Annotated in this window: 10 protein-coding genes; 5 read left to right on the forward strand and 5 right to left on the reverse strand. The window is 40.5% G+C overall.

All coding sequences use genetic code 11. The annotated features are described in order from the left end of the window. Window positions 1-237: 237 nt before the first annotated feature. The 4 genes from CWC11_RS18445 to CWC11_RS18460 form a co-directional block, all read right to left on the reverse strand. Window positions 238-1,155 (reverse strand): carbohydrate kinase family protein, encoded by a 918-nt coding sequence (locus CWC11_RS18445; RefSeq protein WP_138683862.1) that lies wholly within the window; start codon window positions 1,153-1,155, stop codon window positions 238-240. A 2-nt stretch (window positions 1,156-1,157) separates the two neighbouring features. Then, the gene (locus CWC11_RS18450) at window positions 1,158-2,681 is read right to left on the reverse strand and encodes a mannitol dehydrogenase family protein (RefSeq protein ID WP_138683863.1); all 1,524 of its coding nucleotides are present in this window, start codon (window positions 2,679-2,681) and stop codon (window positions 1,158-1,160) included. A 35-nt stretch (window positions 2,682-2,716) separates the two neighbouring features. Continuing rightward, the gene (locus tag CWC11_RS18455; RefSeq protein ID WP_138683864.1) at window positions 2,717-4,438 is read right to left on the reverse strand and encodes a purine-cytosine permease family protein; all 1,722 of its coding nucleotides are present in this window, start codon (window positions 4,436-4,438) and stop codon (window positions 2,717-2,719) included. Between the two features lie 176 nt (window positions 4,439-4,614). Continuing rightward, a complete protein-coding gene (locus tag CWC11_RS18460; protein ID WP_138683865.1) occupies window positions 4,615-5,286 on the reverse strand; it encodes an HAD family hydrolase in 672 nt (223 codons plus the stop codon). A gap of 370 nt (window positions 5,287-5,656) precedes the next feature. Here CWC11_RS18460 and CWC11_RS18465 point away from each other — a divergent pair, with 370 nt between their 5' ends. Together CWC11_RS18465 and CWC11_RS18470 are read left to right on the forward strand one after the other, a co-directional pair. Beyond that, window positions 5,657-7,195, forward strand: coding sequence for a catalase (locus CWC11_RS18465; RefSeq protein WP_138683866.1), 1,539 nt, complete (start codon window positions 5,657-5,659; stop codon window positions 7,193-7,195). 64 nt (window positions 7,196-7,259) lie between these two features. Continuing rightward, the gene (locus tag CWC11_RS18470) at window positions 7,260-7,751 is read left to right on the forward strand and encodes an ankyrin repeat domain-containing protein (RefSeq protein WP_138683867.1); all 492 of its coding nucleotides are present in this window, start codon (window positions 7,260-7,262) and stop codon (window positions 7,749-7,751) included. 119 nt (window positions 7,752-7,870) lie between these two features. Here CWC11_RS18470 and CWC11_RS18475 read toward each other — a convergent pair whose 3' ends face one another. After that, window positions 7,871-9,922, reverse strand: coding sequence for a TonB-dependent receptor (locus CWC11_RS18475; protein ID WP_138683868.1), 2,052 nt, complete (start codon window positions 9,920-9,922; stop codon window positions 7,871-7,873). A 385-nt stretch (window positions 9,923-10,307) separates the two neighbouring features. Between CWC11_RS18475 and CWC11_RS18480 the strand changes: the two genes are divergently transcribed. The 3 genes from CWC11_RS18480 (at window position 10,308) to CWC11_RS18490 (ending at window position 13,222) form a co-directional block, all read left to right on the forward strand. After that, complete coding sequence (locus CWC11_RS18480) at window positions 10,308-10,604, forward strand: hypothetical protein (RefSeq protein WP_138683869.1); 297 nt, start codon at window positions 10,308-10,310, stop codon at window positions 10,602-10,604. Continuing rightward, a complete protein-coding gene (locus CWC11_RS18485; RefSeq protein ID WP_138683870.1) occupies window positions 10,601-12,151 on the forward strand; it encodes a PepSY-associated TM helix domain-containing protein in 1,551 nt (516 codons plus the stop codon). The genes CWC11_RS18480 and CWC11_RS18485 overlap by 4 nt, the downstream gene beginning before the upstream one ends. A gap of 204 nt (window positions 12,152-12,355) precedes the next feature. Further along, window positions 12,356-13,222 carry an alpha/beta hydrolase family protein gene (locus CWC11_RS18490; RefSeq protein ID WP_138683871.1) on the forward strand — a complete coding sequence of 289 codons (867 nt, stop codon included), beginning with the start codon at window positions 12,356-12,358 and terminating at the stop codon, window positions 13,220-13,222. Window positions 13,223-13,264 lie beyond the last annotated feature (42 nt).

Genomic DNA, 13,264 nt, shown 5'->3' on the forward strand with positions numbered 1-13,264 from the left:
CTTAGCCCACTAGGTTACAAACCTCGCGCCGCGATTAAACCGCCTCTAGTTTGAAAAAATTTCAAACTGCAAAGGTCAACAGACCCTAGTCCTTTTAAGCCACTTTTTATGCACCTTGCTCAACACTTAATCTAAATGGCTTAATAAATAAAAATTAAAGCAAAAAAAAAGCGGTTTTACTTTAAAAGTAAAACCGCTTTCACACACAATGATTGGGTGTAACTGTGATTTTTTACATTAAGCTGGGCTCATAAACTCATTAATTTGTTCATGAGTAAGTGTAGGTGTCGCACCTGCACTTTCTGCAACCATAGCGCCTACGGCACAGGCAAAATCAACCGCATGCTGGGCACAATCGCTACTACAAAGCTGATAAATTAACGAACCTAAAAACGAATCCCCTGCGCCCACTGTATCTACAACGCTAATTAAATAACCTGAGTTATAGTAATTTTCGCCTTTAATAGTAAGTAGTGCACCGTGGCTGCCTTTAGTTACACAAAGGTATTCAGTGTTGGTTTGCTCTGCAATAAACGCTAAGTTTTGCTCAAGTGAATGGAACTTACAGCCCATTGCTTTAGCAATTTCGTAAAGCTCTTCATCGTTTAATTTAATGAAGTCGGCTTTATTCATTAAATCTACTAGCGTGTTTAATGTGTAATGTGGTGCGCGTAAATTTACGTCAAACACTTTAAAGTTAGCAACATCAACAAGCTGGTTTAACGTAGCAAGTGAGGCTTCGCTTCGGCCAATTAAGCTACCAAACACAAATACATCACTGGCTTTTACTTTTTCAATAAGGGTGTCAGTAAGCTCAATGTTATCCCACGCAGTGTCGGCTACTATTTCGTAACTGGCTGAACCGCTTTTATCTAGAGTAACTTGTACTGTGCTGGTTTTTTTGTCGTTATTTACGCCAATGTATTCGCAGCTTACGCCTTTGTTTTTAATTTCGCCTAGTAGCTCAGTACCCAGTTCATCGTTACCTACAGCGCTTATCATGTCGGCTTTAATGCCCAGTGAGTTAATACGCACACACATATTAAGCGGCGCGCCGCCTAAGCGTTTATCGTTTGCAAAACAATCCCATAGTACTTCGCCAAAGCAACTTACGCTTACGTCTTTACCTTGTTTAGAATCAATTAAAATGCTCATTATTAGTTACCTTTAGGCTCAAGCACGTTATTCATAATTGCTTTAATTTTGCTTGCCGGTGCGTATAACGCTTCTACATTGTTTTTGTAGTGAGACGTAAAGGCACTTTGCGTGTTTAAATCGCCAAATAAGCTTGTTAGCGATAAAAATGCAAGGTCATCAGTCGCCGTTTTAGCCGCGGCTTCATGTAACTCGCTTTGCATTGCATCGATTATTTCAAGCTTATTACCTTGCTCATCTTCGCCTTTATCGCTGTAAAAACACCATGCAGCAATAACTAGGGTCGCAAGTGATACATCACGCCCTTGCGCTAGATTTTCGTTAATAGTGGCAATTAAAAACTTAGGTAGCTTTGCTGCGCTTTCTGAACAAATGCGCGATAAGCTGTCTTTAATGTTTGGATTAGCAAAGCGCTCAATTAGCGTGTCTTTGTAGATTTCAAGGTCAATGCCTTCTAATTTCTCTAGGTTAGGCGTTACTTCTTTATCCATAAATGCACGTAAGTACTTAGCAAATAAAGGATCTGATACTGTTTCGTCAATTGTGCCGTAGCCATGTACAGAGCCTAATAAACCCAGTACCGAATGGCCTGCATTTAATAAGCGTATTTTCATGGTCTCAAAAGGTGTTACGTCACTTACAAATTGTGCGCCAACGCTATCCCAATCTGGACGTCCGCAGCAAAATGAGTCTTCAATTACCCATTGTGTAAACGATTCACAGGTAATTGGCCATTCATCGCTAACACCGTACGCATCAACAACGTAGTCAATATCGCTCTTTTTAGATACTGGCGTAATACGGTCAACCATTGCATTAGGAAACGTTACGTTAGTAGCAATCCACTCGCTTAGTTCTTTATCTTGCTCGGCCGCAAAGGCAAGTAGCATTTTACGCGTTACATTACCGTTGTGCTGAATGTTATCGCACGACTGTACTGTAAACGCATCAAGGCCTTGTTCTTTACGTAGCTTTAACGCAGCAGTAATGTAACCAAACGCTGTGATTGGATCGTTCGGGTTATTAATGTCGTTAATAATGTCTGGGTTTGAGTAATCAAACTCACCGGTTACCGGGTTAAAGTTATAACCGCCTTCGGTAATAGTTAACGACACAATGTGCGTATCGCTGTGCGCTAGCTTATTAATAACCGCTTGCTTGTCCTCTGGGGCAAACAAAAAGTCAATCATTGAGCCAATAACTTTGTTATCTATTTGCCCGTTTGGGTGTCTTACCGTTAACGTGTAAAGGTAGTCTTGCTGCTTTAAAATATCGCGCAGACCACGGTTACCTTCTAATAAGCCTACACCACAAATACCCCACTGCTCAGCACCTGGCGTTTTTAAAAGCTCGTTAATGTACACGGCTTGGTGAGCACGGTGAAAACCGCCCACACCAATATGAACTATGCCCGCTTTAAGTTTGCTACGGTCGTAGTTTGGTGTATCTACATGGCTTGGCATATCTGCCAAGCTCTGTTGGTTTAGCCCTTTAACAAGAGCGTCAGTGTGCTGGTGTTGCGTCATGGTGCGGCCTTACTAAAACAATATAAAAATTTAAATTAAGATGCAGTATTCAGTGCTTTATGGCGCAATAGCGACCAGTAAGCGGTTGCAAAATAAATAACGGTGCAAATAAAACATGCAATTTCAAACTGAGACTTATTACCAGAGTAAATGCTCATACTTTCACTAAAAAACATTACTTGGCTGGCAAAGCCAAAAATTATAAGTAACGAAATAGTAGAAGCAGCGTTCAACACTTTAGTTAGCATAGAATTATCAACTACTGGTGCTTGAACATTTTTAGCAAGTTCTGCTTGGTATTCTTTAATGTCTTGCTGCTCTTGCTCTTCTGCTGCAATTTCTTTGGTGTAGTCTTCACCCGCGCCGTATTTTTTAGCAAGCAGCGTGTAAATAACAATAGTGAAGAACCAAGTAGGAATGAATAAGTAATAAAACGACATTACATCAATAGCATTTAAGCCAAAGCCAAACACAAGTGCAAGCGCCCAAGAAGCGATAGCCGGAACGCTACGTGTGATGTTTTTGTATTTAGCCCAGTAACGAGTTAAACCAATTTTAGGAAATAAAACATGCTCGGCAAATACAATACCGCCCACAGGCACTACTAATAATCCTGCGTAAGTAAGCAGTGGTAACATTTGCGAAAATACAAACGGGAAACACGCAATTATAACGGTTACAACACCTACAATAGCGGTAGTGCGTTCACGCGATTGGTCAACAAAAATAGACTGTGCCGCAAGGCCTGCACGGTAAAGGTTAGCGTTAGCTGTAGTCCAGCCTGCAATAATTACAATTACAAAACCCGTCCAACCTAATGCGTGGTAAGCAACATCACCCGGATCAAGTGATGAAATAGTTGTTTTAAGTAATACCGCAACACCTGCACCCATAATACCGGCAGAGATCCATGCTATGTAATGACCAAAAAACATACCTACGCCTGAAAACAAACCGTAGCTTTTACGTTTAGCAAATCTAAAGATTGCCATATCAATTAAGCCAAAGTGAGTAATAGAGTTTGCAGCCCATGCAAAACCAATCACTTCTAATAAGCCAATACCTTTTTCGCCATCAGCGTTTGTGCCGGTCCAGATTGATGAATCCCCTATCGCCATAAAGTCATCAAACCCCGTTAGCGAGGTGACTCCTAATACATGGTTAGAAAGCTCAGGGAACAATGCAAACGAGCCTGCTATAAAAATAACAAATAACCACGGCGCACAAATTTTAGAAAAATCAGCAACCGTAGAAAAACCATACATAGCAACAAACACAACAATTGAGCCAACCGATAAAACAATGGCTACAAAGGCTAGGCTGTTAGGATACCAATCAAGCTGCGCGGGTATATCAAACAAAAACCTGACGGCCGTGGCCGATACGGTGATCATGGCGGCGGATATCACGCTAAATATGACCACGTTTGCCCAGTTATAGAGCTTGGTCATTGAGTTACCGGCAATTTTGTTTAGGTAGTTGTATAAACTTAAACGTGTTTCTACCGCAATTGGAGAGGTAATTAACCACCAAGAACACATTGCTAATAGGTTACCAATTAATAGACCTAATAAAATGTCGATGGTTGATGCGCCTAATGCAACAAAGGTTGCACCAATAACAAATTCGGTTGCTGCAACGTGCTCACCAGCATATAAACCGGCAAAGTGCTTCCAACCGTGAAGCTTGTGATTAGCAACGGGTAGCTGCTCTTCGTTAACATCGCTAAATGTTTGTGTGTGTGGACTTGATGCCATGGTATTTTCCTATTGTTTTAAGCGCAGTATTGAATACCAATTTAAATAAGCGTTTCTTATTTAAATTGATAATTAGCTAAATACTGGCCTCTTTATAATACTACTGTAACTACCTAATAATTAATGCTTTTAGCGTTACGCTCTGTCAGTGTTTGAGAGCCTAACGCGTTAATATATTACTGTGTCTGTAATGCCGGGTACTGATTGTAAAATTCATCCCAATGCGTTAAATGTGCAACGTTTGGGTATGCTTGGTGAACAAAGTTCACAGCATCTTGCATATGTCCGCCGCCACTGTAATGCAGCACTTGCATATTAGCGGCAAGTGCAGCGCATACGCCGGCTTTAGAGTCTTCAATCACTAAACAATTTTGTGGCTTAACGCCCATTTGCTCAGCGGCATGTAAAAATAAATCGGGCGCTGGTTTACCATTTTTTACCTCACTCGAGGTAAACACCTTATTAAAGTGCTGCTCAAGGTTTACAACATTCAGTGCTTTAGCTGTGCGCTTAGGGCTACTGCTTGTAGCAATACAACAAGGTACCGCTAGGCGTTGTAAAACTTCTTTAATGCTATTTGTTGGCATTAATGCAGTTTCGAACTCGTTTAATAGTGCTTCTCGGTAATCGGCTTCAAAGCTCTCAGCTAAGGTCACGTTAAAGGTATCAAATAAGTTTTGGGTCACTGTTTTAAAGTTACAGCCCAAAAAATATTGTTGTACATAAGCACGGTCAATATTAACGCCAATCTCTGCAAGCATATTTATTAACACTTGTGCGCTTAATATTTCGCTATCTATAACAACGCCATCACAATCAAAAATAACTAATTCAATTTTAGTATTCATATTGCCCCTTTTTATGCACCTAGTTTGGTGCAACCTCAACTTGAGCATAAGCCCAGCAAGTGAGCATATTCTCTTTATTGTAATAATAAGTCAACATCTTGTTAGGTTAAAACGCACCAAACTGGTGAATATTTATTCATTAATTATGAAATAGTCTGTATTTTCATTGGTTTCAAAAACGCAATTACGACTAAGGTCGAATATTTCACCCTGCGTTAAGTAAATCGATTAATGCTATCCACATCCAATCTAATTTTATGATAACAACAATCTAAACAATCAATTTTACCGAACCCCGTTTTGTTAATACACTCGTTAACAGTTAAACAGCCTGCAACACTGCCGGCACTTTATTAAGACGAGGTCGACAATGAATACTCAAAAAAATACTATTAATAATAAATCTACATTAACGCTGAGTGCGTTAGCACTAGCAATGGCATTACCTGCAAGTGCTGCCACTACACTTACTAAAGACAACGGCGCAGCTGTTGGCGATAACCAAAACTCAATGACTGCTGGCGAACGCGGCAGTGTATTACTTGAAGATGTACAACTAATTCAAAAGCTACAACGCTTTGCACGCGAACGTATTCCTGAGCGTGTAGTGCATGCGCGTGGTACTGGTGCACACGGTGTATTTGTTGCGTCTAAAGAATTAGACGATTTAACAATTGCAGCGCCATTTGCAAAAGCAGGCAAAGAAACTGACGTATTTGTACGTTTTTCTTCTGTAATTCACTCTAAAGGTAGTCCAGAAACGCTACGTGACCCACGTGGTTTTGCTACAAAGTTTTACACAGACGAAGGCAACTGGGATTTAGTAGGTAACAACTTACCAGTGTTCTTTATTCGTGATGCGATTAAATTCCCAGATATGGTTCACTCGTTAAAGCCATCTCCGGTAGATAACATTCAAGATCCTAACCGCTTTTTTGACTTTTTCTCTTACGAGCCAGGTTCTACTCACATGCTAACGTGGGTTTACAGTGACTACGGTACACCAGCAAGCCTACGTAAAATGGATGGCTGGGGCGTACACGCATACAAAATGATTAATAAATCAGGCGACGTTAAATACGTTAAGTTCCATTGGGTAAGCCAACAAGGTATAGACAACCTTGACGCTAAAGAAGTAAACGAAGTGCAAGGTAAAGACTTCCAACACTTAACTCGTGATCTTTACAGCGAAATTGGTAAAGGCAACTTCCCTAAGTGGGACCTATACATTAAAACACTTGATCCATCGCAGTTAGATGACTTTGACTACAACCCATTAGATGCAACAAAAATGTGGTTAGACGTCAAAGAAACTAAAGTAGGAACAATGACCTTAAACCGTATGCCAACTAACTTCTTCCAATCTACAGAACAAGTTGCAATGGCACCGGCGAATGTAATTCCAGGTATTGAGCCTTCAGAGGACAGACTATTACAAGGGCGTGTTTTTTCATACGCTGATACACAAATGTACCGCTTAGGTGCTAACCACCAGCAATTGCCAATTAACCGTGCAAAAGTTGAAGTGGTTAACTACAACCAAGACGGCGCAATGAACTACGGTAACACTACAAGCAACGTGAACTACCAACCTAGCCACGAAAACGTTGTAGAAAACCCAATTGCACGTAGAAGTAACACAGAGCTTAAAGGTTACGTACAACAAGCAGCGATTAAAAAGCAGCAAAACTTTGCTCAAGCTGGAGTACTTTACCGTGGCTTTAGTAAGCAAGAGCGTACTAACTTAATTAACAACTTAGCCGGCGATTTAGGCAAAGTGAAAGACAGCAAAGTTATGCACAAAATGCTTAGCCACTTCTACAAAGCAGACAGCGAATACGGTACACGTTTAACTAAAGCCGTAAATGGCGACATGAAACAAGTTAAGCAACTAGCCGCTAAGCTTTAATAGATTACCCAACCTAGAGGAAGGACCGACTCTCCCTTCCTCTTTTTTTAAAAAGGTAAACCGTATGCGTAAATTACTTATAATATTTACTTTAGTGATGAGCTTTTCAAGCTTTGCTAATGAACAACAAAGCACTGTAAATGAGCCAACAACCGCCCAAACACAGTACGAAAGCCTACTTGCTTATTACTTTGCTGCCGCGCGCACCGACGACACAGCCGTTATAACGCAGTTTGTTGATGCTGGCATTCCTATTAATAGCTACAACAACAAAGGTTACACCGCCCTCATGATTGCCACCTACCATGGTAATAAAAGCACGGTAAATACCTTACTGCAATTAGGCGCTAATGCCTGCCTTGAAGACAACCGCGGTAACACAGCTCTAATGGCCGCAATATTTAGAGGTGAATTTAGCATAGCTAAAACACTTGTTAGCCTTGATTGCGATAACGCACATCAAAACAAAGCAGGCCAAACCGCTGAGCAATTTGCACAAACTTTTGGTCAACAAAAAGTGCTCGACTTACTCGCACAGGTAAATAAGCAAAATTAATACGTTATTATTTACCACTCACACTCAATAAGTGAGGAGAGAACACATCAATAATCACAGTGATTTATATAAAAGTGAGACGCGTTTTATTCAATAACTGTCTCACTCCCTTTTAAAAATTAAAAGCGATACGTTACAGACGCACCAAGCGTTTGAGGGTTAACAACAGCCACATAGCCTGTTGGGTAACGCCCGCTAGCAGGTTCTACCGATGTATAGGCTTCTTCATCTAACGCGTTGTTAATATAAGCGCTCATTAGCCAATGCTCACTATCGTAACTAATTGTGGCACGTGTAATTGTATAGCCACCGGCAATACGCTCTTGTGTGTTAGTTAAATCACCATAATATTCATCCACATAATTAGCACTTACATTAACCTTTAAGCTATCAGTAAACCAATGCGATAAACCTAAGCTAGCTGTAAGCTCTGGTGCAGAGTTAAGCTCGTTGCCAACTGCATCGCTGTACGTGGCTGATTCATCTATTTTAGTTTTAAGTAACCCAAGCCCTGCATGTAGTTGCCATTGCTCACCTAACATACTGTACGCTTCAAGCTCTAAACCATAGCTGTGTGCATCATCAATATTAGTGATTTTTCTATCTGAGCTTAACGCTTGATACCCGTCAAAGTTATTATAAAAAATGTTCGCGCTAATATTAACATCACCATTATTAAGCACACTGCGCGAGCCTAGCTCGTAGGTATTTACTGATTCTTGGTCGTAGTAGTAATACTCTTGTGCCGTAAAATCTAACGCGCCGCCACCCGAGTTATAGCCTCTACGGGCGCTGGCCGATAACGTTGTTTCATCTGTAATTTTATATTGAATCGCTAATGTAGGTAATTTTATAGTGTTAGAGTCATCTAATTGCTCAACTAACCTACTGCCCCCAAAAGCCATATCAAAATTACGAAGCTGCTCTTCGCGCTCTATTCTAAGCCCTGCGGTAAGCGTAAATGCTTTAGTTAACTTAAAGCTTGTTTCTGAATAAATTGCTTTTGAGTCACTGCTGTCGTCACCAAAATAATCTGTTGCGCCTACACTTTTAAAATCTTGATCACGGTCAAAATAAGCAATACCCACAAAGCCTGAGTAAAAGTCACTGTTTAAGCCGAAGTTTAGCTTGCTATCAATGGTGATATTTTTTTCATCCATCGACACATCAGACTCAGCACTGGCAAGTGCTTCATATGCTTCGTAGCCCCATTCGTAATCCATATAAGCAAGTAAAATATCGAACGAGAAGTTATCGTTAATTTTATAGCTAATATCTACCTGCGTTGTATCTGACTGCGTATCCATACCGCGCTGAAATAGTGGAATATAATCCGTTGGTTCATCACCTTCAAAATATTTACGGCCGGTATTACCCTCTTCGCTGTACGTTGAATAAGTTAGCTGCACCGATAAGTCTGAAGTTGGGGTATATAATAACTTTGCACGCGTACTACTGGTATTGAGCTCGTTAAGGTTTTTATCCGTTGGGTTAGTTTCGTAGTGTGTTGGGTTGCTAAACGTTTCGCCGTTAACATATTGAGTAGATAAGCGAAATGCCAGTACATCATCAATTAATCCACCTGAGACAACTGCCGCAGTATCGAAGTAGTTGTCTTGGTTTTTGTACCCTACACGCACGGCACCTTCAAAATCTTGTGTGGGTGCTTTGGTTGTCATATAAACAGCACCACCAATACTATTACGACCATTACTAGTAGACTGCGGCCCGCGGTATACCGCAATTTGGTCTATATCCCATAAGCCTGTGTCGCCGGTTAAATCAGCTACAAATGGCTGGCTTACACCATCAACCAATGTTGAAACACGGGCCTTTGAACCACCACTAAACGAATTAAAACCGGTTGCGCCGCCATTGCCCGATACCCCACGCATATCAGGCACGGCACCAGTTAGTACAACCACATTAGCCATTTCGGCTAAAGCGTCAGAAACTGAAGATAGTTGTCCATTTTCTAATAACGATTTATCTACTACCGCTACCGATGTAATTGTATCTTTGAGTGATTTTTCAATTTTTTCACCTGTGACCACAATAGTATCCATTGACTCGCGACTTGTTTGGTCATCGGCAAAAGCTTGGCTTTGAGTAAATAATAAAGAACTCGCAATAAATAAAGACAGTTTATTGCGTTTAAATGAAGCAACCACGGTTATTTCCTTTTATAAATAGTTGATATTGCTGGGGCGAAAAAAAGTAACACAACCACAACACTATTGCAATTGAGTTTAATTATCATTTACACTAACATAAACATTAACAATCAACTGCGACCATGCTTCAACTTACTGTTATTTTAATCCTACTCATTGCTACAACCTTGCTCTATTGCAGCAACCGCCATCAAAGGTTATTAAAAAAGCCTATATCTAAGTACTGGCGTAAACTTGCAACCCTTCTTTTTATAGCTGCAATCGCTTTAGCTTTTTATATTTTCACCTCTGCTGCGGCCGCGTTTTTTATTCTTTTAATGGTTATGCTGGCCTTGATGATTGTTCCCTTTACGAGCTTATTTAAAAGTAAGGATATTAACTAATGAGTGCAGTACAAAGGCAAAAAATTAAACCAACTTGGCTTGGAAAAAGCCTAGCAGGAGGCCTTTTAGGCTTAGCCCTGGCATTTGTTCTAGTCGCATTTTTTGCTTGGTATGGCCCCGGAGGAATAGATGCACGCGACAAAGTACAATTCAATATGTGGATGATCCCACTAATATGGCTAACTATTTTTAGCTTCACGTATTTATTTAAATCTGCAAAGCAAGCATGGCTAACTCTCGGTGGGCTAAATATAACGCTTTATAGTTTATTCTTAATGTTGAGGCATGGGCTATGAAAGTAAGAGCAGACATTTTACGTACCTACCAAGGTGTTCATACTTGGACTGGGATCATTGCAGGCTTAGTACTTTTTATCGGCTTTTACGCGGGTAGCTTAACTATGTTTAAGTATGAGCTAGCTGATTGGGCAACGCCTGTAAGCGCACCTGTAACTGAGCCAAACACCAGTAACTATCAAGCCTTAGTAGATAAAGCTATTGTGCAATACCCTCAGCAAATGAGTAATGGCTTTTCTATAGATTTATTAACTGATCAAGCGCCGCTATCTTGGTACAGCCAAGGTAAAGAACGAGGAATGGCACTTGATAACCAATTACAGCTTTTACATTTAAATAGTAAAAATGAGCTAGTTATTGAGCAAAAAAGCGAAAGTAAGCTCGCAGATTTAATAGACTATCTGCATCGTACCGCTGGTTTTGCTGGCGAAATTGGGCATGACCAATCAGGTGTATACATACTGGGCATTGCGTCGGTTTTATACTTCTTAGCGTTGGTGTCTGGGGTAATTATTTTATTGCCAACACTTGTAAAAACATTCTTTGCAATCAGAAAAGAAAAAGGTCCAAGCCGCTTTTGGCTCGATAGCCATAATTTAGTGGGGATCGCCAGTTTACCTTTTCACTTAATTATTGCTTTTACTGTTGTTGTGTTTGCTTTTCACGATTTAATTTATGATGGGTTGTCGCCATTTTACGACGATAAATCGTTTTTTCAGCGCCCTCCTCCAGCAGCTCATAGTTACCAAATTGAAAACTTACCCAGTATAGAAAAACAGCTTTTAGCAGCAAAAAACTATGCCCCAGGCTATGAGCCAATTCATATTGCATTGAGTCGACTAAATACCAACAGCCCTACAGCAATTGTTAAAATGAGTAACGAAAGCGCAGTCGTTAGAGGCCCAGATACAGACTACTTATTTTTACAGCCGTATACATTAGAAGTCCTTAACTCGAGTTACCCCCAAGGTGAAGAAAGCCACTGGGGTAACATGGTTGCAAGCATCTTTTCGTTGCACTTTGGCACGTATGGAGGTGAATGGGGCCGGTGGGGTTACTTTGTAATGGGACTATTTGGTGCGTTTTTGTTTTATTCAGGTAATTTACTGTGGTTAGACAAACGCGCTAAAAAGGATGCCAAAAAACGCAGTACTCTTTTTATGGCTAATTTAACAATTGGTGTGTGCTTAGGGTCAATAATTGCAGTGGTTGCCACTTTATTAGTCGGTAAATGGGTAAACCAATTTACAGCTAATGCAAATTACAGCTATTTATATAGCTACTACATAGTATTTTTTGCTTTTGTTGCCTACACCTTTAAAAAAGGGACTCAGCACGCAAGTTATTGGGGCTTAGTTAGCCTTGCAGGTTTGTGCTTATGTATGGCGGGCTCTACCCTATTACAAGCTATATCTACAGAGCACTATTTTAAATACTATCAAAGTATTACTGTTGATTTTAGTGCAGTAGTATTTGCACTTATATTTTACTTTAGCGCCAAAAAAGTAAAAGCAAAACTTGCTCACAATACAAGCACACCAGAGTAGTTTTACAACGGGGTTTAAGCTAACAAATTAAACCCCTTTTACTGCTTTGCCCCTTCACAAAACGTCAGCGCTAAACACGTTACAAACTGGTATATCGCCCCCTGGTAATTAAGCTTTGGTATAAGCTGTTATTCTATTCTTGCTTAAGCTGGTCTAACCAGTTACCATTTTTGAATTGAGCATTTAAAAAAGCAACAATAAGTAATGAACAAAAACGCTTCAAAGCACGTCACTATAACCTGTAACGACAGGCAAACTCTAAGCGCACACCTATTTACACCCACCAGCCCTATTAAAGGTGCGGTGATGATTGCCCCTGCAACCGGTATAAAGCAGCAGTTTTATGCAAACTTTGCTACTTATTTACAGCAACATGGCTTTGGCGTAATTACCTTTGATAACCGAGGTATTGGCCAATCGCTTAACCGCAGTATTAAAAAAAGTAAGGCCACCTTACAAACTTGGGGCGAGCAAGACATGCCAGCCGTGCTTGAGTATTTGCAAAAAACCTTTCCGGGTACCCGATATCATTTAGTCGGCCACAGCGCCGGCGGGCAATTAGTCGGGCTAATGCATAATGCAGATCAGTTAAGCTCAGCGTTTAACTTTGCTTGTTCGTCGGGCAAATTAACCAATATGCGCTTGGCGTATCAAGTTAAAGCGCACTTTTTTATGAATGGGGTTATTCCGGTGAGTAACGCACTATTTGGCCATACTAAATCACAATGGTTTGGCATGGGCGAGCCTCTACCTAAAGGCGTTGCTAAGCAGTGGCAAAAATGGTGTAACGCGCAAGGTTATGTGCAATCGGCATTTGGCGATACCGTATTTCAACACTGTTACAACACCTTAGCTATACCGTCAATGTGGGTTAATGCCACCGACGACGACATTGCAAATAACGCGAATGTCGCCGATATGCTTTCGGTATTCCCAAAATTAAAAGCGAGTAAGTTAACCTTAAACCCTAAAGACTATGGCTTAAAAGAAATTGGCCATATGAAATTTTTTAGTAAAAAGTCAGATGGTTTATGGTCACACGCACTAGAGTGGCTAAATAAACACAGTTAAAAAAGGGTTAGGGCGTGCTGTTCTTTGATGGTTGAATTTGCA

Origin of the sequence: Pseudoalteromonas sp. S3178 (assembly GCF_005886985.1) — a bacterium.
Lineage (GTDB): Bacteria > Pseudomonadota > Gammaproteobacteria > Enterobacterales > Alteromonadaceae > Pseudoalteromonas > Pseudoalteromonas carrageenovora.

Bases quoted from the DNA above. Each gene is read 5' to 3' on its own strand.
- CWC11_RS18445 (WP_138683862.1), bottom strand. From the start codon at position 1,155: ATGAGCATTTTAATTGATTCTAAACAAGGTAAAGACGTAAGCGTAAGT.
- CWC11_RS18450 (WP_138683863.1), bottom strand. From the start codon at position 2,681: ATGACGCAACACCAGCACACTGACGCTCTTGTTAAAGGGCTAAACCAA.
- CWC11_RS18455 (WP_138683864.1), bottom strand. From the start codon at position 4,438: ATGGCATCAAGTCCACACACACAAACATTTAGCGATGTTAACGAAGAG.
- CWC11_RS18460 (WP_138683865.1), bottom strand. From the start codon at position 5,286: ATGAATACTAAAATTGAATTAGTTATTTTTGATTGTGATGGCGTTGTT.
- CWC11_RS18465 (WP_138683866.1), top strand. From the start codon at position 5,657: ATGAATACTCAAAAAAATACTATTAATAATAAATCTACATTAACGCTG.
- CWC11_RS18470 (WP_138683867.1), top strand. From the start codon at position 7,260: ATGCGTAAATTACTTATAATATTTACTTTAGTGATGAGCTTTTCAAGC.
- CWC11_RS18480 (WP_138683869.1), top strand. From the start codon at position 10,308: ATGAGTGCAGTACAAAGGCAAAAAATTAAACCAACTTGGCTTGGAAAA.
- CWC11_RS18485 (WP_138683870.1), top strand. From the start codon at position 10,601: ATGAAAGTAAGAGCAGACATTTTACGTACCTACCAAGGTGTTCATACT.
- CWC11_RS18490 (WP_138683871.1), top strand. From the start codon at position 12,356: ATGAACAAAAACGCTTCAAAGCACGTCACTATAACCTGTAACGACAGG.